We start from the raw sequence: 21,361 nt of genomic DNA on the forward strand, positions 1-21,361 counted from the left end.
TTGGGATGGAGGAGGTGGCAGGAAAGCCTTGGCGAGGAGATGAGAACGATGTCACTGCAAGAGAACACCGCTCCTAGAACGAATAGATTACCCAGGAAGCCGTGTCATGTGTCAATTTGAACCTCTTATGCGGAGGTGGGCGCCCCCCCGATCCATCAGGCTTCCCGCACAGATGGCGGGCATGCACACAGCAATCGGCTCCGGCTCCCTAGACAGCGTTATTGGCTCAAAAATAACATACATGATCACGAACTTCCCAGGAAAATTTCACATCTACGAATCTTTCTGATTGATACTATCTATCTTATGTAACAGCTGCTCAAGCTGAGTTTCCAGCTCCTGCAGCCGATCAGTACATTGCAGAAAGTCATCAGCAAGGCTAAGTGCCAACACTACCAGCAATTTTTCCTTACTCAGATTCCGCCCCATTTCCAACAGGGGCTGAAACCTCTCCTCCAGAAGTAATCTGGCTTTATCCACTCGCTCAGGACTTGCGTCCGTCTTAAAGGATGTATCCAGACCAAGCAGACTTATCCTATACCCAGCCATTCCTAGTCGAGGTTGACCTCCTGAATCCTGCCCAGAAGGTGTTCAATTTTAGCAAGCACGGCCTCTTTGTTCTGCCGCTCCTTGTCGAGTTGATCCCTGAGAAGCATATTCTCTGCCTCGAGGGTTTCCTTTTTTTCGATCAAAGTTTCGATCTTGTCGGTGAGTTGGGTAAGTACTTCCATATTTTTTGTATGTTTTGTAGCGGCTCGGGCAAAATCAAGCCACCTCATCTTTTCAGATTTTTTTGTTTTGCCCGGGCTATGCATAGTGAGTCATCAGGTACATCTTTGGTTACTACCGTTCCGGCGCCCACAAGAACCCCACGACCAATTCGCACAGGGGCGACCACCGCGGTATTGCTTCCGATGAAGGAGCCGTCTCCAATATGGGTGCGATGTTTGTTCTCGCCATCGTAATTACAGGTAATGGTTCCAGCACCGATATTGACCTCTTTTCCAATGGTCGAATCACCAAGATAGGTCAGATGGCTGGCTTTGCTCCCTTCTCCTAGAACACTCTTCTTGATTTCAACAAAATTGCCGACCTTGGCATTTTGCTCCAGAACAGTCCCAGGCCTGAGTCGAGCATACGGACCAACCGAGCAGTCTTTTCCAACCTGTGTATCATCTATATGTGAAAAGGAATGCACTTGGCAACCATTTAGTTGACTGTTTTCGATCCTGCAATGGGAATGAACCCGTGTTCCGGGGCCGAGCACGGAGCGACCATAGATCTCGCAAGGGCCGGTGATGTCCACACCCGAGGCCAATTCGGCCTTGGGCCCGATGCGAACCAGATCCTTGTTGCGAATGATGACCCCCCTGTCGATCCAGTCCGCAACGATACCGGGACAAAGGCGGTTTTCCGCATCGATGAGCTCCTGAGGGGTGTTGATGCCAAAGAGCTCGGGACCGTCCCCCTGTTCGACAGCGGCCACCTGCATCTCCATGCCGCAGGCAAGATCTACCAATTGCGTGATATATATCTCGTTCTGGGCATTATCGTCGGTCAAATGAGACAAGAGCCTGTCCACTGCATCGACCCGCAAAAAATAGATGCCCGAGTTGACCTCATGAATTTCGTCACCCGGATCCATCTGTGCAAAATCCCGGGCCTCGACGATCGCCCTGACGCTCCCGTCACTCTTGCGAACCACGCGGCCGTAACTTCCGGGATCGTCCAGGATAATGCTCAAAAAGGCTATATCGGCACTCTTTTCAAGCCCTTGTTTGACCAAATCGGCCAGGGCCTGGTCAGAGACAAAGGGAGTATCCCCATTGGCCACGACAACATATTTCACACCGGACTGGCGAATGGTCGACCAGGCGACCTGAAGGGCATGGCCCGTTCCCAGTTGCGGGGACTGAAGAATAAACCGATCCTTGTCATGAGGAAAAGTTGCCTCAATTTCCTCATGGGCAAAGCCGACAACGGTCCAGAGGCGATCTCCAAACAAGGGTTTAAAACGCAGGTACACGTATTCCAGAAGTGGGGTCTCTAGAATGGTCTGAAGCACCTTCGGACGTGTGGAATAGAGCCGGGTACCCTTTCCCCCGGCAAGAATCAGTGCACCGATGGAAGCATCGAACATGGTCGGATTCTCGCTATGAATGAAAGCCCTTACACGTTCTGAGGTCAGAACGTGGGGGCGGTTTTATAAAAAAATTCTGTAACACGCCAATAAATAATATCATTAATTTTTAAATGAACACGAGTGACCTGTCCACCAAAAAAAAGGGAACAGGCCCGATGGCCTGTCCCCATGATTGACGATTCGTGTACCCAAGAACCTACATGCGGCAGGTTCCTTCGGCAACAGCGGACTCGCGGCACTGCATTCGATGCATGGACCTGGCGAGTTGTGCCTGGGCCCGTGCGAAATCGACTTTTTCCTTCTGCTGGGCAAGACGCTTTTCAGCCCGATCAGCTGATTTCCGAGCACGCTCAATGTCAATCTCTTCGGCCTTTTCTGCAACTTCAGCAAGTACAGATACTTTTTCGGAAGAAATCTCTGCGAAACCGCCGGCAATAAAGACATAATACTTCTTGCCGCCCTGTTTGTAATAGAGGCTCCCGATGCCAAGAGCTGACAGAAAAGGTATGTGATTGGGCAAAACGCCGAATTCGCCATTGATGCCTGGAGCACCAACATACTCGACGTCTTCACTGAGCAACTTCCTGTCGGGAGTCACTATCTCAAAATGGATCGTGTTAGCCATATCAACTTACCTTTCTGGTCAAAGATTCTTACATTTCCTTAGCGTGTTCTACAGCCTCATCAATGGAGCCTACATAGTAGAAAGCCTGCTCGGGCAGATCATCATAATCGCCCTCCAAGATACCCTTGAAGCCCTTGATGGTATCTTCGATCTTGACATACCGACCGGCCTTGCCGGTGAACTGTTCGGCAACAAAGAAGGGCTGGGAGAGGAAACGCTGCATTTTACGAGCTCTGGAAACGGTGAGTTTATCTTCGTCAGAGAGCTCATCCATACCCAGAATGGCGATGATATCCTGGAGATCCTTGTATTTCTGAAGGACCATCTGGACCTCACGGGCGATACGGTAATGCTCTTCACCGACCACGTTGGGGTCGAGAATACGAGAGATGGAGTCCAGAGGATCAACGGCCGGGTAGATACCAAGCTCGGCGATCTGACGGGAAAGAACGATGGTTCCGTCGAGATGCGAGAAGGTCGTTGCCGGTGCGGGGTCAGTCAAGTCATCGGCGGGAACGTAAACGGCCTGAACCGAGGTGATGGACCCCTTGTTGGTGGAGGTGATCCGTTCCTGGAGAGCACCGAGGTCAGTACCCAGGGTGGGCTGATAACCAACGGCCGAAGGCATACGTCCGAGCAGTGCGGACACCTCGGAACCGGCCTGGGTGAAACGGAAGATGTTGTCGATGAACAGGAGCACGTCCTGATTTTCTTCATCACGGAAATACTCGGCAGCGGCCAGAGCGGTCAGCGCGACACGGGCACGGGCTCCCGGAGGTTCGTTCATCTGACCGTAGACCAAAGCGGCACGTTCCAGAACCCCGGCGTCCTTCATTTCGTGGTACAGGTCGTTTCCTTCTCGGGTACGTTCACCAACACCGGCGAACACGGAGATACCACCGTGCTGCTTGGCGATGTTGTTGATCATTTCCATTAGGATAACGGTCTTGCCGACACCGGCACCACCAAACATACCCATTTTGCCGCCCTTGGGGAAGGGGATGAGCAGGTCGATGACCTTGACACCTGTTTCCAACACTTCGATCGTGGTGGACTGATCCACGAAATCAGGAGTGGGACGATGAATGGGATAGGTTTTTTCCGAGTTGATGGGGCCCATTTCGTCAACGGGCTTACCGACAACGTTCAGGATACGTCCGAGAGAGGCCTTGCCGACTGGAACGGAGATGGGAGCACCCGTGTCCCTGGCCTCCATGCCGCGAACCAAACCATCGGTTCCGTCCATGGCGATACAACGGACAACATTGTTACCAAGATGCTGGGCTACCTCGACCACCAGGTTGTCCGGCTCATCACTCAAGGTCGGGCTGGTGATGTTGATAGCGTTAAATATATATGGAAGCTTGCCTTCTGGAAACTCCAGGTCCACGACAGCTCCAATAACCTGTACTATTTTTCCGACATTTTCTGCACTCATGCCTTTATGTCCCCCTATGCATTTTTCAACGCTTCAGAACCGCCGACGATATCCATCAACTCCGTGGTGATACCGGCCTGGCGGGCCTTATTATATGCCAACGTAAGACTGTCAGCGAGCTCATCACAGTTCTTGGTGGCGTTATCCATTGCCGTCATGCGGGCAGCATGCTCACTGGCTGACGTGTCAAGAAGCCCTCGATAAATCTGGACCTTGACATACCTCGGCAAGAGTTCGGCCAGAAGGCCTTCAACAGATGGCTCGAAAATATACTCGCTCGAAGCGCCTGTCGTCTCTTCCTCGGCTTCGTTCTGCTCAACCGGCAGAATCTGGTTGGCCACGCTTTCCTGCTTAGCGATGTTGATGAATTTTCCGTACACGATATGTACTTCGTCAAACGTCCCGGAAATATACTTGTCGATGGACTGGACTCCAATGGAATTGGCCAGCTGAAAATCGAAGCTGTTCATGACTTCGACATGTGCCTCGACAGTTTCGTAGGATGTTTTCTTGACAAAGTCTCTGCCTTTTTTACCTACGCAGATAAATTGGACCGTCTTGCCTTCCTCGGATTTCTGCTTGGCCAATCGCTTGGCCGCATTGCACAGGGAGGCGTTGAAACTACCGCACAACCCCTTTTCCGAGGTGACAAGGATGATACCGACCGTTTTTCTCTCTTCTCGTTGCTCCAAAAGAGGATGAACGTTCGCATCAGCCCGGGAGGCAAGATCGGTGAGAATCTCCTGATATTTATCGGCATAGGGACCAAAGCGTTCGATGCGCTGCTGCGCACCACGCAGTTTGGCAGACGAAACCATATTCATGGCCTTGGTGATCTGCTTGGTCTTCTTGACCCCGCTGATCTGTGTCTGAATGTCCCTGAGTGATGCCATTTACTTCTCCTTGTCTCTCTAGGCTTTAAAGGTCTTCTTGAACTCTTCGATGGCAGCAACGAGTTTGTCTTCGGTTTCCTTGCCCAAGTCTCCAGTTTCCTTGATTTCCTTGAGCACATCGGCCTTCTGAGTGTTCATGAATTCCTGCATGGCTGCCTCGAATATCTGGATCTTTTCAACAGGAATCTCGTCCAAAAAGCCCTTTGCCCCTGCGTACAGGGTGACAACCTGATTTTCAACCGGCATGGGTTTGTACTGGGGCTGCTTGAGCAGTTCAACCAGACGCTCACCACGGGTCAGCTTGAGTTTGGTGGACTTATCGAGATCAGAACCGAACTGGGCAAAAGCGGCCAGTTCACGATACTGGGCAAGGTCCAGACGAAGGGTTCCAGCGACCTTTTTCATGGCCTTGATCTGAGCGGCACCACCAACACGGGAGACAGACAGACCAACGTTGATGGCCGGGCGGACACCGGCGTTGAACAGGTTGGGTTCCAGATAGACCTGTCCGTCAGTAATGGAGATAACATTGGTCGGGATGTATGCGGAAACGTCTCCAGCCTGGGTTTCAATGATCGGCAGAGCGGTCATGGAACCGGCGCCCAGGGAATCGTTGACCTTGGAGGCGCGTTCCAGGAGCCGGGAATGGAGATAGAAAACATCGCCGGGGAAGGCCTCACGTCCCGGAGGACGCCGGAGCAGCAGAGACATCTGCCGATACGCAACAGCCTGCTTGGAGAGATCGTCGTAGATGATCAGTGCATGCTGCCCGCTATCGCGGTAGTACTCGGCCATGGTACATCCGGCGTAGGATGCGATATACTGGAGAGATGCGGGTTCGGAAGCGGTTGAAGAGATAACCGTGGTGTATTCCATGGCGCCGTGTTTCTTCAGGGTATCCACAACCTGGGCGACAGTGGACTTTTTCTGACCAACGGCGACGTAGAAGCAATGAACGTCCGTGTTCTTCTGGGCGATGATGGCATCGATACCGACGGCGGTCTTTCCGACCTGACGGTCACCGATGATCAACTCACGCTGTCCGCGACCGATGGGGGTCATGGCATCAATAGCCTTGAGGCCGGTGTACATGGGCTCGTGAACGGATTTACGAGCGATGATACCAGGAGCCTTGATTTCGATCAGACGGGTTTCCTTCGCCTCGATGGGACCCTTGCCGTCGATGGGCTGTCCAAGGGCATCCACAACACGACCCTGAACGGCTTCACCCACAGGAACCTGGACGATACGGCCCGTACGCTTGACCGTGTCACCTTCCTTGATTCCCCTGTCTTCACCGAGAAGAGCGACACCGACACTGTCTTCTTCGAGGTTCAGGACCATACCCATGACGCCACCGGGGAATTCCAAAAGCTCCATGGCCATGGCGTTTTCAACACCATAGACACGGGCGATTCCATCACCTACGGACAGGACCACGCCCGTTTCGCTCATCTCAACCTTTTTATCGTAATCCTTGATCTGGCCTTCGATGATTTGGCTGATTTCTTCTGCTCTGATTTGCATAGCCTCTACTTACCCCTCTTTATATTTTCTTTCAAAATGTCTAGCTGGGCCCTTATGCTGGCATCCAGGACCTTGTCTCCGACCTTGAGCTTAAGGCCCCCCAAAATGTCGGGATCAACCCCATATTCCAAGACAATTTTCTGACCAGACTGCTTTTCGAGCTCTTCCTTGATTTTTTTCTTCAAGGGGTCCGTCAGCTCGATGGCGGTGACAAGATCACCTCGTACAATGCCTTGCACTTCATCCAAAATGACACTGAAGTAGGCCTGTATGTCAGCCAGGCAATCCAAACGATTCTTGTCAGCCAACAAAAAGCAAAAATTTTCTATAACCTTGCAGGGTTTTGTCTTGGCCATCACCTTCGTCATGACGCCTTTCTTCTCTGGAACCGTAAAGACAGGATTACGAAAAAACTTCATGAGTTCAGGGGCGCTTTTCAGCACCTCCACGAGCTGCAAAAGATCGCTGCCGTACTTTTTCAGCTCGGCCTCACCGTTTTCCTGACCAATGGCAAAGAGTGCTCGGGCGTACCTGCGTGCAACTATGTTCCCTGTCAATTTAGCACCACCTTGGTTAGATACTCATTGATCAGACCTTCATGGTCCTTTTTCTTCAGCTGCTTCTGCACCATGATTTCTGCGGCTTCGACAATCTTTTCCGCCATCTCGGCCTTGATGGACTCGACAGCCAGCTTGGCTTCCTGTTCAGCAGCGACCTTTGCCTGGGCCTTGATCTGCTCAGCAGATGCATGGGCCTGATCGATAATGGCCTGCTTGAGCGCATTCCCCTGCGCCTCTGCATCTGCAAGGATCTTGGCCTTTTCAGCCTCGAGGTTGGCAATGCTCGTTTCCACATCGCTCAACTTCTTGGCAGCCTCTTCCTTTCGGGTATCCATATCCTTGAGATCGCTCTCAATCTGATACTTTCGTCCCCGAAAGAATTCAGCTATTCGCTTGCCCGCGACCTTGTAGATGATCCAGGCCAGGATCACAAAATTGATGAACCTGTATAGCAAGTTGAGCAATTTAGAAGAGTCTCCCCCACCGTGCTCCGCTGCCACAACCGCCCCCGCAGAGACGAGCACAAGAAGGAAAGCCATCCCCACCATCTTCAGAGTTCTCAATGCTCCGTCCTCCTTTTTTCTTGGTTTAGGCTTTACTTAGAATTTTGCCGGTAGTCGCCTTGGCGTACTCGTCGACTTTACCTTTAAGGGTGGTCAGGGCCGCTTCGGTTTCAGAAGCGATTTCTTGACGTGCCGCACTGATAAAGGAAGACGCTTCCTTGGATGCTGACTCGACAATAGTTGTTTCTTCCCCGTAGCCCTCTTCCTGCCTGCTCGCGCGAACGACCTGCGCTTCACCACGGGCAGTCGCCAATGCCTCTTCGTAGCTTGCGAGCTTCTCTTCAGCCTGTGCGTTGAAGTCTTCCACCTCGGCCAGCCGACCGGCCAGGTGCTCCGCTCTCCTTTTCAAAATCCCCCGAATGGGACGATAAAGGATCAGGTTCAACACCATCAGCGTGATCAAGAAGTTCACGAACTGGATAAAAAATGTTACATTGAGTTCAATCATGCAGCCCCCTCTGACTATGTGAATTTTTGTTCAATGTCAGCGCGCCTACTAGCCAATTTACTTTTTTCTGTCAAAGGCTTTTTCGAATTTTTCGACCCCGGAATTGGCTTTCAGCCCTTGTCATTCCTGCAAGTTCTGATTTTCACGTATCACCTATGTCAAATCCCCCTCTTGTTCGAGGTTCTTTTCCTCTCCGCTCTGCGGCATCCCTTCGGTTGGGCTCTGCTCTTTATGCATGTTCACCCGTCCGCGCATATCCGCCCCTTCCTCGACCACGAAAAGCGGGGTGTGCAGGGTCCCGAAAAAATGAGATTGTTTGTTCAAAACGGCCTTCTTGGCGGCGATCACCTCTCCGTTGATGGTTCCGCTGAGGACCAATTCCCCGACCTTGAACACCCCCTCGAGCCGGGCGTCCTTGCCGACCACCAGGGTTCCCTCTGAGTCTATTTCCCCGATGAACTCGCCGTCGATGCGCACCGAGCCCTGAAAGGAAAGAGTCCCTTCGTAATGCGTTCCCGCCCCCAAAAAAGCGTTTATCTGATCACGTGCCATGCTTTATCCTCGATATGCTTTCTTGCCGAATGTTACCACTGCAGTCGCAGGATCACTCGAACATTGTCCGTCGATACGCTCCGCTCTGCCCAAGCCCGGTTGGAAGAATCACGACCGGCTTATTGTTTGAATACGTACCGACGCATGGATACATTGAGTACCAGGCCGATGAGACAAAAATTGACCACAGAAGCGCTTCCTCCATAACTGATAAAGGGAAGCGGTATTCCCACCACAGGCATGAGCCCCAGAACCATCCCCATATTGATGAGGATCTGGAGAAAAAAATAAAAAAACACCCCTGCGCAGAGAAGCGAACCAAAATGGTCCTTGGCCTCTTGAGATGTCAATATGATCTGATACAGAAACACACAAAAAAGAATCAAAAGAATCAACGCGCCAACAAATCCCCACTCCTCTCCAAAAACGGCAAAGGCAAAGTCGGTATGCTTTTCGGGCAAAAAACTGAGCTGGCTCTGGGTTCCTTCGAGAAACCCCTTCCCCCAGAACCGTCCCGAACCGATGGCAATCTGCGACTGGATAATATGATACCCCGATCCCAGGGGATCGCTTCCTGGATTGAGGAAGGTCAGGATCCGCTGTTTCTGGTACTCATGAAGAAAAAACCATCCAAAGGGGAGCAGCAGGGGGCCCATCACCAGCAATATCTTGAGAATCTTTGCCTCGATTCCCTTGTACAGGACCATCCCCCCAAGGAGAAGGATTACGGTCAGGGCCGAGCCCAGATCCGGCTGTCTGGCGATCAGGACCGCGGGCACCAAACCGATGAGCATCACCCGGACAAGTAACAACCAATCGAGTTTTTCCGGAATCCTGGCCAGACATTTGGCCCCGAGAACCAGAACACAGATCTTGGCCAACTCGCTGGGCTGGAGGTTGAAAAATCCGAGATCGATCCACCTTTTGGCACCATAGATCGTTTTCCCGAAAAACGGCACGGCCACAAGCAAAAGCATGACCAGGATGAACATGGGCCAGGCCAGGGCCTTGAGATGGCGGTAGTCAAAAAGCATGGTCGCCAGCATGACCGATGCGCCAACCCCTCCCCAGATCAATTGTTTCTGATAATACGGGTCCAGGGACATACCCCCCTCGACCCTCAGGGCACTGGCCGAGTACAGGTTGAGCACCCCCATGGCCAGAAGCACCAGGGTCGTACCCAGAAAAACCCAATCAATGTAAAAAATCAGTCGTCGATCGAACATTATTTTTTCTCTGCAAAAAGATATTCGTACACGGCTCTGACAACAGGACCGGCATCGGAACCCCCGTGACCGCCGTGCTCGACCATGGCCACGACAACATATTTCTTGTCACGCTGGATCCCGAAACTGGCCATCCATGCATGATCCCGCATTCTGTAAGGGATCTCGTGGGTTTCCTTCTTTTCATACTTTTCCTGAAGATTGACCACCTGGGCCGTCCCGGTTTTGCCTCCTATGCGACAGCCCTTCATTCTCAGTCGACGAGCCGTACCGTGTGGATCGTTGACCGTTTCTATCATGGTCTCCCTGATCAGTTCCGCGATCGAGTCGTCAAAGGGAAGCGATTGGGTAGAAAGAACCGGTTCCTCCTTGAGCAGACTGGGTCTGACAAGACGTCCCCCATTGACCAGGGCCCCCAGATAAACAGCCACCTGAAGAGGGGTGACCAGGACGGATCCCTGACCAATGGATACGTTGAGGGTCTCCCCTTTTTGCCATGGCCGTCCATACCGTTTCCACTTCCAGGTGCTGTCAGGTATCAAACCGTTTTTTTCGTGGGGCAAAGCAATCCCCGTGGCGCTGCCAAAGCCGCACTCCTTGGCAAAGGCACTGATCTTCGCGATGCCCAATTCCTCGCCCAGCTTGTAAAAATAGACATCACACGACTCTATCAATGCCCGCTTCAGATCAACGGTACCGTGTCCTCGACGCTTCCAGCATCTGAAGACCCTGTTGCCCAGACGATAGCTTCCCGGACAATAAACCGTATCTTTGGGCCGTACAGTATGATGGTGGAGGCCGCATGCGCCCATGACCAGCTTGAAGACCGATCCGGGCGGATAGGTACTCTGAATGGACCGATTCTGCAGGGGGTGACGAGGATTGGAGAGCAGGGCGTTCCAGGCATCTATCCCGATACCGTCCACAAAGCTGTTGTTGTCATAGGAGGGTTCGCTCACCAGGGCCAACACCTTGCCGGTATCGGGCTCGAGAACGACCACCGACCCGGCATGTGGCTTCAGGGCGTTGGTGGCAACCTTCTGCAACTCCAGATCTATGCTCATGCGAACACTTTCCCCGGCCTCGGGAGCAGCCATCTGCTTCTCGGCCAGGGTTCTGCCCGAGGCATCCACCTCGCATTCCTTGAGTCCTTTTGTGCCGCGCAGCACATCCTCTAGAACATATTCCAGACCCAGCTTGCCGATATTGTCTCCCAGGGCCAACCGGGAATCGGCATTGAGTTCATCCTCATTGGCCTGTGCCACATAGCCGAGAACATGGGTCATCTCGGGGCCCTCGGGATAGTGCCTCTTGGGTCTGACAAGGATGCTCAGGCCCGGCCAGTCGATCACATGTGATTCGATGATTGCGACCTGGTCAAAAGAGATATGCGGGACAAGAATCTGATTATCAAAGGATCTGACCCGTTTTTTTCCCCTCTCGTACTCATTGCGGAGCTGATCCAGGGGGATATCCGTCCACAAGGCCACCTGCGCCAGGGTCCTGTCGACATCCAGGCAGTCCTCCCTGATCAGACTCAGGGCATAGGAGGGTTGATTTTCGGCCAGCAGCACGCCGTTCGTATCCCGAATGAGCCCGCGGGGAGCATACAGACTGTACCGGCGGATTCTATTGTCATGGGCCTTGTTGTCGAAATACGCACCCTTATAGACCTGCAGATACCACAACCGCAAACCAAAAAGGCAGAGAAGAAAGATGACCAGAAAATACAGGAGAACAGGATTCCCCGGCATTCCCTGCAGTTTGTCGCTTTCAATCCCGGACACAAAAAACCGCCTTGAGGAACAATGGATAGATGAATGCCCAGGTCAGGATATAGGCAAAGAATTGCAACGCCATGAGGTGAGGCGGAGTCCAGAATACCACCAGCTCCTGAAGGGATGCCAACCCCATGACCACGATCTCTCGCCAGATGACCAGAACGACCGAAAAAACCATAACAAAAACCACGTTTCCGGGTTCAAGAAGCCATTTTCCTGTCAGGAACATGGCCACCAGCCCGGCGTCGAACAAAAGGATGGATCCGAACGACAAGGCCCCCGTCCCTTCCTGCATGATTCCCCAGATGATCGCGGACCAGATGCACCCTTTCCAGCGATCGGTCTGCAAGAAAACGATCAGACCGGGAGTGAAGAAATCTATTCCTCCAAACCATTCCTGCGCCCAGATGGCCAGAAGGGTGTACCCTATCCACCAGGTCCAGACATTCACGAAGCACCCATACTTTGATCGATGAGGGTTGTATCTTTGATCTCGTCTCGTACGCAGGTGGCGTTGTCTTCCGGCAGAAGAAGCAGAAGTTCTTCCTGCATCTTCGGCCGGACCAAAGGCTGAGCAAGAATATGCTGGAACAAGGAGAGAGGGGAACCGGTCACCTGGGTGACCTGGGCCACGGGAAGTCCTTTGGGAAACATGCCCCCAAGACCCGAAGTGATCAAAATCTCGCCCTGGGGCATGATATCGTTCAAGGGGACATATTTGACCAGCAAGGGGCGGTCGTCTCCCTGGCCTTCGACAATGGCCGGAATTCTGCTCGTGGCACCCATGACCGGGATGTGACTATTGGGATCGACCAGGAGGAGAACCGAAGAAAAATGCAGCCCGGGACGATGCACACGGCCTACCACGCCTCGAGGATCGATGACAGGCGTGTCCTTGACCACTCCCGAACATTGCCCTTTATCAATCACCAAGGAGATCAGGACCGCACTGACGCCGAGACGGTGCCCCACGACACGGGTACCGATCCGTTGCCAGCCGGGCGGAGAGGTGAAGGCAAGAAGCTTTTCCAGACGGGCGGCCTCGTGTTCTTTCTCGCGAGCGCGGTCCAGATCCATGCGCAGATCGTTTCGTTCTCTTCGCAGTGATTCGTTTTCCTGTCTCACGCCGACCAGATAGACATACCTGTCCCAAAACTCGACAACCTCACGATGCACCCGTTTTCCCGGAGCCAGCACACCGCCGACCACCTCAAGACCCGTGGCAACGACAATCCTGTCCAGAAAACCGGTCTTGGCATTCCAGGTATAGATGGCAACATAGGCGACGAGACAAGCGAGCACCACGAAGACGACCCGGCGAGGGCTGAAGGAAAAGGGTCTAATCGACGGTCACCTCTTTAAGAACGTCCATGTTGTCCAGGACCTTGCCTGAGCCCATGACAACGGTTGAAAGAGGATCGTCAACAACAATGATCGGCAGGGAAGTCTCTTCGCGCAGCAATTGATCCAGCCCTTTGAGCAACCCACCCCCGCCGGTAAGCACGATGCCCCGGTCGACGATATCCGCGGCCAGTTCCGGCGGGGTCTGTTCCAGGGCGATGCGCACGGCCTGGACAATGCCGTCCACCTGCTCGGCTATGGCCTTGCGGATCTCCTTGGAGGTGATGGTGATATTCTGGGGGATGCCGGACACCAGATCCCGTCCCTTGATGTCCATCTCCTCTTCGTCTCCGGAGCTGTATGCCGAACCGATGGTTTCCTTGATCTCCTCGGAGGTGCTTTCACCGATGAGCATATTGTACTTGCGTTTGACATACTGCATGATGGCCTCGTCCATCTTGTCTCCGCCGATCCGCACGGACCGGCTGTAGACGATGCCTGCCAGGGAGATGACCGCCACCTCGGTCGTCCCGCCGCCGATATCCACGACCATGTTCGCCGTGGGTTCGGTGATGGGCAACTCGGCCCCGATGGCTGCGGCCATGGGTTCCTCGATGAGATAGACCTCGCGGGCACCGGCGCTTTGCGCAGACTCCTTGACCGCACGCTTTTCCACCTGAGTGATCCCCGTGGGCACACAGATGACGATGCGTGGCCTGACCAGCCGCCTGCTGTTGTGGACCTTGGAGATGAAGTGCCTGAGCATGGCCTCGGTGACCTCGAAGTCAGCAATGACCCCGTCCTTCATGGGGCGGATGGCAACGATATTTCCCGGTGTGCGTCCGAGCATGCGCTTGGCCTCGGCACCCACAGCGAGTACTTTATTGTTTCCGCGGGCATCCCGCTTCACAGCGACCACCGAAGGCTCACGAAGGACAATTCCCTTTCCCTTGACGTACACACATGTATTGGCGGTACCCAGATCAATGGCCAGATCGTTGGAGAAACTGCCGATGATTGCATCAAAAATCCTGGACATAAAACCTCACTTGCCTGCATAAGCACTTCGTTGAGGATCACTGCCGCAATGGCTTGACCCACTGGGCCGTCACGGATGCGCATCCGTCCGCGAACCGGCCCAATCATTGCAAAAACACCGTTATCATCTATCAAAAGAGACCCGACCAGGCAACAGGCGATAGTCCCTTTGCTTCCTGTTTAAAACCGTCTCGATCAACCCGCAACCGGCCACATCCCCATGCGATCACCTTCCCGCTATTTCCCCCTGTCCACCTACTTTTACAACCGGCACGGCAAACGGATTCAAAAAATTCCTCTGGACGCCGGGTTTTCCTGTCCCAACAGGGATGGCTCCCTTTCTTCCAAGGGATGCATCTTCTGTAATCCCCTAGGCTCAGGCACGGGTCAGGCCATAAACGACATTCCTCTTGATGCGCAATACGCCCATTGGAGGACCAGGTTTCAAAAAAAATACAACGCCCACGCATTCCTGGCCTATCTGCAATCCTTCACCAATACCTATGGACCATTGTCCAGGCTGACCCGGGTCCTGGATGCATTACACGGCCTGCCTGAACTCGAAGGGCTGTGCATAGGAACCCGTCCTGATTGCCTGGATAGGCCCAAACTCAAGGCCTTGGCGGCATTTCCAGGATCCGAGAACTGGCTCGACCTGGGCCTGCAATCCGCCAATGACCAGACCCTGATACGAATCAATCGGGGCCACGACGCGGCAAGCTTTGCTCACGCCGCAAACCTGGCAGGGGCCATGGGACTGAAAGTCTGTGCCCATGTCATCGCCGGCCTACCCGGGGAGACCCTGAAGGATTTTTTGGGGACCATCGATTTTGTGAATCAATTGCCTGTCAGGGGGATCAAGATCCACAATCTCTATGTGTGCAAGGGGACCAGCCTGGCTCTCTGGTGGCGACGGGGAGACTACCACCCGTTGAGCCTCGAGGAGTACATTGCATGGGCGGTCCAGGGGTTGACGCATCTGAGGCCGGATATCGTCATCCACAGGATCAACGCAGACCCCCAGCCGGGAGAACTGCTCGCCCCGGACTGGGCCCAGGGCAAATCACACCTTCTTCAAGCCATCGCTCGGGAGCTTGAACGTCGTGACCTCTGGCAGGGCAAATATACGGGCGAACCTTCAGGCCGCCCTCACTGGTTCGATCGCGGCGGCGGACTTCCCGATGAACTTGCCTGAGATGACCTCCCCTCGCCCCCACTCTGTGGGGCGAACAACAATCTCAAGAAGGTCTTTTCCGAAACCCGGTTGACCCCCCGTACCAGGACAAAAACAACAATCAGGGAAAAGATCACCCTTCCGACGAGAATACCCGAAAGGCCGGCCCCCAGAGAAAGCATGAGCAAGGTGTCCTCGATCAGGCTGTGGGACAGCCCCATGAGAGAGAGGGCGAAAAAGATATCCCGCCTGCCGACCCGGTTCTTTTTGACCTCGTGCATGATGAGTCCGCCCCCATATCCGATGCCCATGACCATGCCCACAATAGTCAACGGGGCCGCCTCCTTGCCGATGCCCAGAAGCCGGAGCACCGGATCGAGCCCCCTGATGAGCATCCTGGTGACCCCCAGGGCCGACAGACAGCGCATGAGCACGAGCAGCCCCAGGATGATCAGAAAAATCCAGGCCAGATTTTGGATCTGGGAAAGGGCCCAGGCCGCAAGACCCTGGTCGCCCGGATCGATCTCGAGCAGGAGCACGCTTTCTCCCGAGAGCCATCCGCCCCATTCATAGACATGATGGAGAATCATCCCGAGCACAAAGGCGGAAGCCACACGCAACAGGGCCTGAAACCAGAGCTTGGGGCCGGATTTACGGACAATCTCCAGTTCCACGGGCAGGGAATGGGCCACAAGGATCATGGTCGCCAAAACCGTTGTCTGGGCAGCCGTCAGGCTCTCCTGGGGAGCCAGGGAGACATAGACCACGATCCCGCTGTAAATATTGTTGATCATGGCGGTTGCCCAAACAAGCCCCATACTGCCGGGAAGGCCCACATAGCCCATGATTCCGGACAGGGGATCGGCCAGCAGGTCAATGAAGCCGAACTCCTGCAACACCTTCACCACCACAATGATCGGGATCATGATCTTGAACAGATCACGGCTCACGCTCAAGGCCTCGAGCAGCAGGGAGCGCAGGGAATTGAAAAACGTGGCTGCCATGGTCATCCCTGAATCAGAAGATCTGCTTGAAAAGATCTTCATCGGCCCCGGATTCTGTCATGGGGGACTCTGTCGATCCGCTCGAGGACGGCGTCGTGCTTGTTCGCGTCGGTTCTGTGCCTTGTTTGAACGGCAGAAAGATACTCTTTGTGCTCCCGGGACCAGCCAGCAGACCGGTCTGGGGATCGATCCGGGCCATGACAATACCCGGGGGCTGGGGAAAATCCTGGACAGGATACGTGTCCTCGACCGCCTGTCGATATTCCACCCAGATGGGGGAAGCCGCCCGTGAACCGGTTTCATACTTCCCCATGGGCCGAACCTGATCAAATCCGACATAGACACCGGTTAACAGGTACGGAGTAAATCCCATGAACCAGGCATCCTGCTCGTTATTCGATGTGCCTGTCTTTCCGGCTATTGGCCGACCAAGGGCTCGGGCCCGCCATCCCGTTCCGGATGAAACGACCTGCTGAAGGAGATTGGTAATGATATACGCTGTCTGCGGACTCATCCCCGGGGTCGGAACCAGTTCGGGGGCATAGAGTTCCTTGCCCCAGGCATCCTCCACCCTGGTGATCAGGCGGGGACGAACAACAGTGCCTCCCCGTGCGAAACAGCTGAATGCGGTGCACAGCTCCAGGGGAGTTACCGGCCGGGATCCCAGACTGATGGAAAGATCTTCGGGAAACTCGCCCTCAAGTCCCAACGCATGGGCCCTTTCAATAATCTTCTTGATTCCGATCTGCTGGGCAATTCTAATGGTCACCAGATTCCGGGATTTGACCAGGGCCGTGCGCAGCAAGGTCGGTCCGTAAAAGACCCCTTCAAAATTTTCAGGCTTCCACGTGGAATTGGTTGCACGATTATCATAGACAATGGGCGCATCCAAAACCACAGAGGCCGGGGTGAATCCGTTATCCAATGCCGTGGAATAGACAATGGGCTTGAATCCCGACCCTGGCTGCCTCGATGCCTGGGTAGCCCGGTTATACTGACTCTTGAAAAAATCATACCCCCCCACCAGGGCGACGACATCGCCATTGATGGGATCCAGGGATACCAACGCGCCCTGCACACGGGGCTCCTGTTCCAGGGCCAGCTGCCAGGGCTGGTCACCTTCAGGCACCGTTGCAATGGATGCCCAGACGACATCTCCTGAGTGAACGACGTCACGGGCATCCGAAATCTTGCGAACCTCCTCGGGAGCCTTGGTCACATCAGGAGTTCGTGCCCAGCCCATGGTCTCCACATCGATAAATCCATGGTGATCGCCAAAACGAACCTTGGCACCATCCTTGGAAACCGATTCCACCAGCACCTGGAGCCATTCCCCGGGAAGCAGGGCGTCGACCACAAGGGTGGCATTGCTCAAAAAGCCCTGATACTCAGATGCATCCAGCGAAGTGACAGGGCCTTGCCACCCCCTGCGCTTGGTGGAAGCGCGTAACCCGTTGCGCAAGGCGGTTTCGGCCGGCAATTGATGCGCGAACTCCATGCCTGTTTGCACGGTCAGCCCACCCTTGTAGACCATGTCCTCGCCAAACCGTTCGATCAGTCTTCGCCGAACCTCTTCCAGATAATAGGCTCCCTGTTCCCAGGAGGGATCGGCCATACTCTTGAAGACCAGTTCAAAATCTCTGGCCTCTGAAAACTCCGCCTCAGTGATCCATCCCTGATCCAAAAGTCGCTTGAGCACATAATGCTGGCGCTGAATCGCCCTGTCAGGATGATTCAGGGGCGAATATCGTGAAGGCGCCTTGGGAAGACCCGCCAAAAGGGCCGCCTGCGCCAGGTTCAGATCAGCGGCATGGGTCGCGAAATACTCTCTGGCTGCGGCCTCAACCCCATAGGCACCCGATCCCATGTAAATCTGGTTCAGATAGATGGTCAGGATCTCATCCTTGCTCAGGTATTTCTCCAGACGGTAGGCGAGGATAGCCTCCTTGACCTTGCGGGCATAACTGCGCTCCGGGCTCAGGAGCAGGGATTTGATGACCTGCTGGGTGATGGTACTGCCCCCCTGAACGATTCCCCCGGCCATGACGTTTTTGACCGCAGCCCTGAAAATTCCCGGCAGGTCCACCCCTTCGTGTTCGTAAAACCCGCTGTCCTCAGCAGCCAGAAAGGCCTTGCCCACGACGGGAGCCATCTCGTCCAGGGTGAGCAAGTAACGCCGCTCCTTGTAGAAATAGCCCAGGACCTCATCGTTTCTGGTCATCACCGTGGTCACCAGGGGTGGATTATAATCGGTGATATTCGTGAATCCGGGCAGATCCCTGACCGCCCAGAAATAGATGCCCACCCCTGCCGAAACACCAAGCAGGATGAACACCAGACATGTAATCCCCACAATCTTAAAAAATCTCATAAATGACCTTTGGTACCCGGCAGATGTTCACACAAGCCAATCGGACAGGACACGGGCTCTTCTTCAACAGGCTTTAGAAAGGGTTCATCCCGGATGCATACATACAAACATTTCCAGCCGTTGGGATGATCTATCAAAACAGGGTCAAGATCGGTTCCCTGTCCAAACTCCATGAACGACATACCAGCCAAAGGCAATCACCCTGGCTGGTATGAGAAACATATCGATCCAAACAAAGCTTGTTATTCCGGCGAAGACGCGGCAAACCTCAAACGACCCTTGCCCAGAAGATCGTGCAGGTGAACGATCCCCACCAGCATCATATCCCGGTCCACAATGGGCAGGACAGTGATTTCGCGCGATTCCATGAGATCAAGGATCTCTGCGGCCGGTTGTTCAGGCTTCCCCGCAAGCGGGTGGGTGACCATACAGCCCTCAATGGACCTTTCAGGAACGAGCTCCCCCGCGCATACCATCCGGCGGACGTCCCCATCGGTGAGAATTCCCTGCAGCCTTTTGTGGTCATCGACCACGACAACGGTTCCCAAGCCACCCTCGTTTAAAACCTTCAGGGCCTCGGCAAGAACAACGCCCGCTTGAACCACGGCCTTCGCAGGGGTATGCATGAATTCGGCAACCTTGCTGCTGAGCCGCTGCCCCAGGGCTCCTCCGGGATGATACCGCTTGAAATCACGGGCATCAAAGGATTTCCAGGCGATGAGACAGACAGCCAGGGCGTCACCCAGAGCCAGGGTGGCCGTGGTACTGGCAGTTGGTGCCAAACCCATGGGACAGGCCTCGCGCGGCACCCGGACGCACAGGGTCGCATCCGCAAGCCGGGCCATGGTCGATTCCGTATTCCCGGTCAAGGCGACAATCCTGCCTGCCAATCCCTTGAGAGCTGGAAGAATCGCGTTCAGTTCGTCCGTCTCCCCGCTATAGGAAATGGCCACGACCACATCCTCGGACCGGATCATCCCCAGATCCCCATGCGCCCCTTCCACCGGATGGAGGAAGAATGCCGGGGTACCCGTACTGCTCAAGGTGGCCGCGATCTTCCGACCGACCAGGCCGGATTTGCCGATACCCGTGATCACGATCCGCCCGGTACAGGTAGCCATCCAGGTCAAGGCGGTAACAAACTCGGAGCCAATAACGGCTTCGACTGCAGCGAGCCCTTCCCGCTCGATGGCCAGGACCTGCCGGGCCATACGCATCCATTCTCGAGGTGTTTTGGGAGATATACAGGTTTCGGTCATACCATCACTTCCGAACTACTCTTCCGGGTCTTCCAGACACATCTTGCCGCACCCCTGCCCGGGCAGAACCGGATAGACCCCGTTGAAGCAGGCAAGACAATAGCCGTCGTCTCTGCCCAATGCCTGCTTGAGCCCGTCGATGGAGAGATAGTGCAACGAATCCAGACCGATAAATTTGGCGATATCGAAAACAGCGTGGTTGGCCGCGATGAGCTCCCCCTTGGAGGAAAAATCAATTCCGTAATAACAGGGGTGCTTGATGGGGGGGCAACTGACCCGCATGTGGATCTCCTTGGCGCCCATGGCCCGGAGACTCTTGACCCGGGTCTTGATGGTCGTGCCCCTGACAATGGAATCCTCCACAATGACAATCTTCTTTCCCTTGATCATGCTCTTGACAGGATTGAGCTTCACCCGGGCTGCGAAATCCCGCATGCCCTGAGTGGGCTGAATAAAGGTTCTGCCCACATAGTGATTCCGAATCATGGCATTTTCATAGGGAAGGCCGGATTCATGGGAATAGCCGACAGCCGCATACATCCCGGAATCCGGAAAGGGCATCACATAATCGGCCTTGACCGGGGCCTCCCGGGCCAGAATGGCGCCCATACGCTTCCTGGCGGCATAGACTTCCTCGTCGAACACAATGGAATCGGGTCGGGCAAAATAGATGAGCTCAAAGGCGCACGAGGCACTGACTGCCGGTTCCGCATATTGGATGCTTCGAAGTCCGCCTTCCTCGATGATCAACATTTCCCCTGGTCGGACACAGCGCATGTACTCGGCATCGAGCAGGTCAAAAGCACAGGTCTCCGAGGCCAGCACATAGGAGGTTCCAACCCGCCCCAGGGCCAGAGGACGGAATCCCCATGGATCACGGATAGCTATAAGTTTGTTGTCGATTTGCAGAAGCAGACTGAAAGCCCCCTTGATCTCCTGACAGGCCTTGGCCACGGCCTCCTCGACGCCTGAACCGTTCATATGCTTGGCTATGAGATGGACGATGATCTCACTGTCCATTGTCGTCTGAAACAGGGAGCCCGAATTCTCCAAGGTATTGCGCAGCTCCATGGTGTTGACCAGATTGCCATTGTGGGCAACGGCCATGTGCATGCCTTTGTACCGGACCATGAAGGGCTGGGCGTTGCGGATCAGGGAGGCGCCCGTGGTCGAATAGCGGATATGCCCCATGGCCACATCGCCCTTGAGCTGATGTCCAAGGTGGCGTTCCTCAAAAACATCGGCCACCAGGCCCATGCCCCGTTGCTCACGGAGCTTTTCTCCGTCCCAGGTGACTATTCCGGCGCTTTCCTGCCCCCGGTGTTGCAAGGCATATAACCCGAAATAGGTCATCCTGGCAGCTTCTTCATGCCCATAAATACCGAACAGACCGCAATATTCTTTTTTCATTGATTAAC

21 protein-coding genes and 1 other RNA gene are annotated in these 21,361 nt (G+C 54.4%); 1 reads left to right on the forward strand and 21 read right to left on the reverse strand.

Annotated elements, in window-relative coordinates; translation table 11 throughout:
- Positions 1-84: 84 nt before the first annotated feature.
- The 17 genes from ssrS to ACTVJH_RS08405 all read right to left on the reverse strand — a co-directional run bounded on the left by ssrS (position 85) and on the right by ACTVJH_RS08405 (position 14,136).
- Positions 85-266, reverse strand: a non-coding RNA gene (gene ssrS / locus ACTVJH_RS08325) — 6S RNA.
- Positions 267-273: 7 nt separating this feature from the next.
- Positions 274-549 (reverse strand): cell division protein ZapA, encoded by a 276-nt coding sequence (zapA, locus tag ACTVJH_RS08330; protein WP_455989366.1) that lies wholly within the window; start codon positions 547-549, stop codon positions 274-276.
- 2 nt (positions 550-551) lie between these two features.
- Positions 552-731, reverse strand: a complete 180-nt coding sequence (locus ACTVJH_RS08335) for a hypothetical protein (RefSeq protein ID WP_455989368.1) — start codon at positions 729-731, stop codon at positions 552-554.
- 44 nt (positions 732-775) lie between these two features.
- Entirely contained in the window at positions 776-2,140 is a 1,365-nt protein-coding gene (glmU, locus tag ACTVJH_RS08340) for a bifunctional UDP-N-acetylglucosamine diphosphorylase/glucosamine-1-phosphate N-acetyltransferase GlmU (protein ID WP_455989370.1), read from the reverse strand.
- Between the two features lie 199 nt (positions 2,141-2,339).
- Positions 2,340-2,768 carry a F0F1 ATP synthase subunit epsilon gene (locus tag ACTVJH_RS08345; RefSeq protein WP_455989372.1) on the reverse strand — a complete coding sequence of 143 codons (429 nt, stop codon included), beginning with the start codon at positions 2,766-2,768 and terminating at the stop codon, positions 2,340-2,342.
- Positions 2,769-2,796: 28 nt separating this feature from the next.
- On the reverse strand, positions 2,797-4,206 hold the full coding sequence (atpD, locus tag ACTVJH_RS08350; RefSeq protein ID WP_455989374.1) for a F0F1 ATP synthase subunit beta: 1,410 nt from the start codon (positions 4,204-4,206) through the stop codon (positions 2,797-2,799).
- 14 nt (positions 4,207-4,220) lie between these two features.
- Positions 4,221-5,099 (reverse strand): F0F1 ATP synthase subunit gamma, encoded by an 879-nt coding sequence (locus ACTVJH_RS08355; RefSeq protein WP_455989376.1) that lies wholly within the window; start codon positions 5,097-5,099, stop codon positions 4,221-4,223.
- 18 nt (positions 5,100-5,117) lie between these two features.
- The gene (gene atpA, locus ACTVJH_RS08360; protein ID WP_455989378.1) at positions 5,118-6,626 is read right to left on the reverse strand and encodes a F0F1 ATP synthase subunit alpha; all 1,509 of its coding nucleotides are present in this window, start codon (positions 6,624-6,626) and stop codon (positions 5,118-5,120) included.
- Positions 6,627-6,631: 5 nt separating this feature from the next.
- Complete coding sequence (gene atpH, locus ACTVJH_RS08365) at positions 6,632-7,183, reverse strand: ATP synthase F1 subunit delta (protein ID WP_455989380.1); 552 nt, start codon at positions 7,181-7,183, stop codon at positions 6,632-6,634.
- Positions 7,180-7,725, reverse strand: a complete 546-nt coding sequence (locus tag ACTVJH_RS08370; protein WP_455989382.1) for a F0F1 ATP synthase subunit B family protein — start codon at positions 7,723-7,725, stop codon at positions 7,180-7,182. Before ACTVJH_RS08370 ends, atpH begins: the two co-directional genes overlap by 4 nt.
- A 49-nt stretch (positions 7,726-7,774) precedes the next feature.
- Positions 7,775-8,197 carry an ATP synthase F0 subunit B gene (locus ACTVJH_RS08375; RefSeq protein WP_455989384.1) on the reverse strand — a complete coding sequence of 141 codons (423 nt, stop codon included), beginning with the start codon at positions 8,195-8,197 and terminating at the stop codon, positions 7,775-7,777.
- A gap of 153 nt (positions 8,198-8,350) precedes the next feature.
- A complete protein-coding gene (locus ACTVJH_RS08380) occupies positions 8,351-8,749 on the reverse strand; it encodes a bactofilin family protein (protein WP_455989386.1) in 399 nt (132 codons plus the stop codon).
- 119 nt (positions 8,750-8,868) lie between these two features.
- A complete protein-coding gene (gene rodA, locus ACTVJH_RS08385) occupies positions 8,869-9,975 on the reverse strand; it encodes a rod shape-determining protein RodA (protein ID WP_455989388.1) in 1,107 nt (368 codons plus the stop codon).
- The gene (mrdA, locus tag ACTVJH_RS08390; protein WP_455989390.1) at positions 9,975-11,762 is read right to left on the reverse strand and encodes a penicillin-binding protein 2; all 1,788 of its coding nucleotides are present in this window, start codon (positions 11,760-11,762) and stop codon (positions 9,975-9,977) included. Before mrdA ends, rodA begins: the two co-directional genes overlap by 1 nt.
- Positions 11,749-12,207 (reverse strand): hypothetical protein, encoded by a 459-nt coding sequence (locus ACTVJH_RS08395; protein ID WP_455989392.1) that lies wholly within the window; start codon positions 12,205-12,207, stop codon positions 11,749-11,751. The genes mrdA and ACTVJH_RS08395 overlap by 14 nt, the downstream gene beginning before the upstream one ends.
- Positions 12,204-13,061, reverse strand: a complete 858-nt coding sequence (mreC, locus tag ACTVJH_RS08400; RefSeq protein WP_455989394.1) for a rod shape-determining protein MreC — start codon at positions 13,059-13,061, stop codon at positions 12,204-12,206. Before mreC ends, ACTVJH_RS08395 begins: the two co-directional genes overlap by 4 nt.
- A 34-nt stretch (positions 13,062-13,095) precedes the next feature.
- Positions 13,096-14,136, reverse strand: a complete 1,041-nt coding sequence (locus ACTVJH_RS08405; protein WP_455989396.1) for a rod shape-determining protein — start codon at positions 14,134-14,136, stop codon at positions 13,096-13,098.
- Between the two features lie 219 nt (positions 14,137-14,355).
- Here ACTVJH_RS08405 and ACTVJH_RS08410 point away from each other — a divergent pair, with 219 nt between their 5' ends.
- Positions 14,356-15,330, forward strand: a complete 975-nt coding sequence (locus ACTVJH_RS08410; protein ID WP_455989398.1) for a TIGR01212 family radical SAM protein — start codon at positions 14,356-14,358, stop codon at positions 15,328-15,330.
- Here ACTVJH_RS08410 and ACTVJH_RS08415 read toward each other — a convergent pair.
- The 4 genes from ACTVJH_RS08415 to purF all read right to left on the reverse strand — a co-directional run bounded on the left by ACTVJH_RS08415 (position 15,285) and on the right by purF (position 21,353).
- Complete coding sequence (locus ACTVJH_RS08415) at positions 15,285-16,313, reverse strand: hypothetical protein (protein WP_455989400.1); 1,029 nt, start codon at positions 16,311-16,313, stop codon at positions 15,285-15,287. The two genes, ACTVJH_RS08410 and ACTVJH_RS08415, sit on opposite strands and share 46 nt — an antisense overlap.
- A gap of 13 nt (positions 16,314-16,326) precedes the next feature.
- Positions 16,327-18,684, reverse strand: a complete 2,358-nt coding sequence (locus tag ACTVJH_RS08420) for a penicillin-binding protein 1A (protein WP_455989402.1) — start codon at positions 18,682-18,684, stop codon at positions 16,327-16,329.
- Positions 18,685-18,926: 242 nt separating this feature from the next.
- Complete coding sequence (locus tag ACTVJH_RS08425; RefSeq protein WP_455989404.1) at positions 18,927-19,943, reverse strand: KpsF/GutQ family sugar-phosphate isomerase; 1,017 nt, start codon at positions 19,941-19,943, stop codon at positions 18,927-18,929.
- Between the two features lie 15 nt (positions 19,944-19,958).
- A complete protein-coding gene (gene purF, locus ACTVJH_RS08430) occupies positions 19,959-21,353 on the reverse strand; it encodes an amidophosphoribosyltransferase (protein ID WP_455989406.1) in 1,395 nt (464 codons plus the stop codon).
- Between the last annotated feature and the right edge of the window lie 8 nt (positions 21,354-21,361).

This window comes from Desulfoplanes sp. PS50, from assembly GCF_053851535.1.

Excerpts from the sequence above, each read along its gene's own strand:
- zapA (WP_455989366.1), bottom strand. The coding sequence starts at position 549 with ATGGCTGGGTATAGGATAAGTCTGCTTGGTCTGGATACATCCTTTAAG.
- ACTVJH_RS08335 (WP_455989368.1), bottom strand. The coding sequence starts at position 731 with ATGGAAGTACTTACCCAACTCACCGACAAGATCGAAACTTTGATCGAA.
- glmU (WP_455989370.1), bottom strand. The coding sequence starts at position 2,140 with ATGTTCGATGCTTCCATCGGTGCACTGATTCTTGCCGGGGGAAAGGGT.
- ACTVJH_RS08345 (WP_455989372.1), bottom strand. The coding sequence starts at position 2,768 with ATGGCTAACACGATCCATTTTGAGATAGTGACTCCCGACAGGAAGTTG.
- atpD (WP_455989374.1), bottom strand. The coding sequence starts at position 4,206 with ATGAGTGCAGAAAATGTCGGAAAAATAGTACAGGTTATTGGAGCTGTC.
- ACTVJH_RS08355 (WP_455989376.1), bottom strand. The coding sequence starts at position 5,099 with ATGGCATCACTCAGGGACATTCAGACACAGATCAGCGGGGTCAAGAAG.
- atpA (WP_455989378.1), bottom strand. The coding sequence starts at position 6,626 with ATGCAAATCAGAGCAGAAGAAATCAGCCAAATCATCGAAGGCCAGATC.
- ACTVJH_RS08370 (WP_455989382.1), bottom strand. The coding sequence starts at position 7,725 with ATGGCTTTCCTTCTTGTGCTCGTCTCTGCGGGGGCGGTTGTGGCAGCG.
- ACTVJH_RS08375 (WP_455989384.1), bottom strand. The coding sequence starts at position 8,197 with ATGATTGAACTCAATGTAACATTTTTTATCCAGTTCGTGAACTTCTTG.
- ACTVJH_RS08380 (WP_455989386.1), bottom strand. The coding sequence starts at position 8,749 with ATGGCACGTGATCAGATAAACGCTTTTTTGGGGGCGGGAACGCATTAC.
- rodA (WP_455989388.1), bottom strand. The coding sequence starts at position 9,975 with ATGTTCGATCGACGACTGATTTTTTACATTGATTGGGTTTTTCTGGGT.
- ACTVJH_RS08405 (WP_455989396.1), bottom strand. The coding sequence starts at position 14,136 with ATGTCCAGGATTTTTGATGCAATCATCGGCAGTTTCTCCAACGATCTG.
- ACTVJH_RS08410 (WP_455989398.1), top strand. The coding sequence starts at position 14,356 with ATGCGATCACCTTCCCGCTATTTCCCCCTGTCCACCTACTTTTACAAC.
- ACTVJH_RS08415 (WP_455989400.1), bottom strand. The coding sequence starts at position 16,313 with ATGGCAGCCACGTTTTTCAATTCCCTGCGCTCCCTGCTGCTCGAGGCC.
- ACTVJH_RS08420 (WP_455989402.1), bottom strand. The coding sequence starts at position 18,684 with ATGAGATTTTTTAAGATTGTGGGGATTACATGTCTGGTGTTCATCCTG.
- ACTVJH_RS08425 (WP_455989404.1), bottom strand. The coding sequence starts at position 19,943 with ATGACCGAAACCTGTATATCTCCCAAAACACCTCGAGAATGGATGCGT.
- purF (WP_455989406.1), bottom strand. The coding sequence starts at position 21,353 with ATGAAAAAAGAATATTGCGGTCTGTTCGGTATTTATGGGCATGAAGAA.